Source organism: Mycobacterium celatum (assembly GCF_002101595.1).
Classification (GTDB): domain Bacteria; phylum Actinomycetota; class Actinomycetes; order Mycobacteriales; family Mycobacteriaceae; genus Mycobacterium; species Mycobacterium celatum.
Genome location: NZ_LQOM01000049.1, coordinates 1 through 2,915, shown reverse-complemented (window position 1 = coordinate 2,915; position 2,915 = coordinate 1). Strand labels below are relative to the sequence as shown.

Here is a 2,915-nt window from a genome sequence, read left to right as displayed (position 1 = left end):
CTGCTGGCCGGCATCTACGCCCAAGTCCTGGGCCTCGAACAAGTCGGCGTCGACGACTCCTTCTTCGAACTCGGCGGAGACAGCATCCTGTCGATGCAGGTGGCGGCCCGGGCTCGGGCCGCCGGTCTGCTGTGTCGGCCGCGTGATGTGTTCGTCGAGCAGACGGTGGCCCGGCTGGCCGGTGTGGCTGTGTTGGCCGACGGTGAGACTGGCCCGGTCGATGAGGGCATCGGGCAGGTCGTACCTACTCCGATCATGTGCTGGCTGGCCAGCTTGGCCGGGCCGGTACAGCAGTTCAACCAGACGATGCTGTTGCAGGCCCCGGCTCGGGTGCGCGACGCCGACGTGGTGGCGCTGTTGCAGGCCCTACTGGATCGGCATGCCATGTTGCGGGCGCGCGTCGATGACGACGGAGGTGCGGCGGGTTGGTCGTTGACCGTCCCGCAGCCCGGGTCGGTGCATGCCGGCGACTGCCTGCAGTCGGTGGATGTGTTGTCGGTGCAGGCGGTGGCCGCGGCGCGGTCCCGGTTGAATCCGCGCGCCGGAGTGATGCTCAGCGCGCTGTGGGTGGCTGACAGCAGCCAGTTGGCGTTGATCATTCACCATCTCGCCGTCGACGGGGTGTCGTGGCGAATCCTGTTGGAAGACCTCAACAGTGCCTGGGCCCAGCACCGGGCCGGCCGGCCGGTGGTGTTGCCCGCGATCGGCACGTCGTTTGCGCGGTGGTCGTCGCTGCTGGCCGAGCACGCCCACACATCGCACGTCGTGCAACTGGCGGAGGCGTGGCGACGGGTCGCGGCAACGCCGGCGGTGCTGCCGGCAGTGCGCCCGGAGGTGGATACCTATGAAAGCGCCGGGCACCTGTCGACGGCGCTGGATGTGGAAACCACCCGGATGCTCCTGGGTGAGGTGCCTGCGGCCTTTCATGCCGGGGCCCACGAGGTTTTGTTGATCGCGTTCGGGCTGGCGGTGGCCCGGTTCGTCGGCAGCCCCGACGCGCCGATCGGCATCGACGTCGAGGGTCATGGCCGGCACGAGGAACTGGGCGCCGATGTGAACTTGTCGCGCACGGTGGGCTGGTTCACCACCAAATATCCGGTGTCGCTGAATCTGACTGGGCTGTCGTGGGGGCAGGTGGTGGCCGGGGAGGCCGGGCTGGGGATGCTGGTCAAAGACGCCAAGGAGCAGCTGCGCGCCCTGCCCAACGAGCTGACCTACGGTGTGCTGCGGTATCTGAACACCGAGGTTGATTTGGCCGGCTCGGACCCGCCGATCGGCTTCAACTACCTTGGGCGGCTTGGTGTTTCGGCCGCCGAGGCCGGCGGCGAGGTATGGCGCATCAGCGATGAAGGCTTGTCGTTGACCGCTGCCGGTGCGGCGTTGCCGATGCCGTTGGCGCACACCGTAGATCTCAACGCCGCCACCGTGGACACCGAGGCCGGTCCGCAGTTGCAGGCCAACTGGATCTGGGCGCCCTCCGCCCTGGATGAGGCGCAAATCGGTGAGTTGAGCCGGTTGTGGTTCGAGGCGCTGGCCGGGATCTGCGCGCATGTGCGCCGTGGTGGGGGCGGGTTGACGCCGTCGGATATCGCCCCCGCCCGGTTGAGCCAGCGCCACATCGACCAACTGGCGCAGCGCTACCAGATCGCAGACATCTTGCCGCTGACGCCGCTGCAGCAGGGGTTGCTGTTTCACACCAGCACCGCCCTCGAGGGCGGCGAAGACTTGTATGTACTGCAACTGAATCTCACATTGAGCGGGCCGGTCGAGCAGCACCGGCTGCGTGAGGCCGTGCACAACGTCGTCAACCGGCACCCGAATCTGGTGGCCCGATTCTGCGAACAATTCGACGAGCCGGTGCAGATTATCCCGGCCGATTGCGCGCCGGGATGGCGCTACTTGGACCTCGGCGATGACGACCCCGACGAAATTCAGCGGGTATGCGCCGTCGAGCGCGCAGCGGTCCGTGACCTGGCTGATGAGCCGGCGTTTCGGGCGGCGTTGATCCGCACCGGCGATGAGCGGCACCAGTTGGTGTTGACGGTTCACCACATCGTGGCCGATGGGTGGTCGCTGCCGATAGTGGTGGGAGAGATCTTCGCCGACTATGGCGGGCAACGGTTGTCGCCGGCCACGCCGTATCGCCGCTTTGTGGACTGGCTGGCCGAGCGCGACCACGATGCGGCATGCGCTGCATGGGGTGAGGTGTTGGCCGGGTTTGACACCCCCACGCTGGTGGCCGAGCCGGGCCGGTCGGGGTCGGGGCGGCGCGGTGTGGCCTCGTTTGCGGTGCCCGCCGAGACCACGCGGGCGCTGGGCGAGTTGGCCCGCGCGCGGCAGGTCACGGTCAACACGGTGCTGCAGGGCGGGTGGGCGGTGCTGCTGGCCGCGTTGACCGGCCGACACGACGTGGTTTTCGGTACCACGGTCTCGGGGCGGCCCGCTGAGCTACATGGCGCCGAGTCGATGGTGGGGATGTTGATCAACACCGTGCCGGTGCGCGCACACATGACCGCGGCCACCACCACGGCACACCTGCTGGATCGGCTGCAACACGACCACAACCACACCCTCGAGCATCAGCATGTGGCGCTGGGCGACATCCATCGCCTCGTCGGCCATGACCAACTGTTCGACACACTGTTTGTGTTCGAGAACTATCCACTCGACACGACCGCGCTGTCGAACAGCGGCGGGTTGGCAGTCACCGAGTTCAACAACTGGGAATACAACCACTACCCGCTGGCCGTGCAGGCCCTGCCGGGCAACGAACTCGGTTTGCGCGTCGAATACGACACCGAGCTGTTCAGCGCCGCCGACATCCACACACTGGTCGCCCGGTTGGAGCGGGTGTTGGTGGGGATGGCGGCTGCTTCGGGTGGGTTGTTGTCGTCGTTGGGTGTGGTGGATGAGGT

1 protein-coding gene is annotated in these 2,915 nt (G+C 67.2%); it reads left to right on the top strand.

The features are described 5' to 3' along the window. Positions 1-2,915, top strand: a 2,915-nt coding sequence (locus tag AWB95_RS21230) for a condensation domain-containing protein (RefSeq protein ID WP_249025643.1), incomplete at both ends; no start/stop codon positions are given.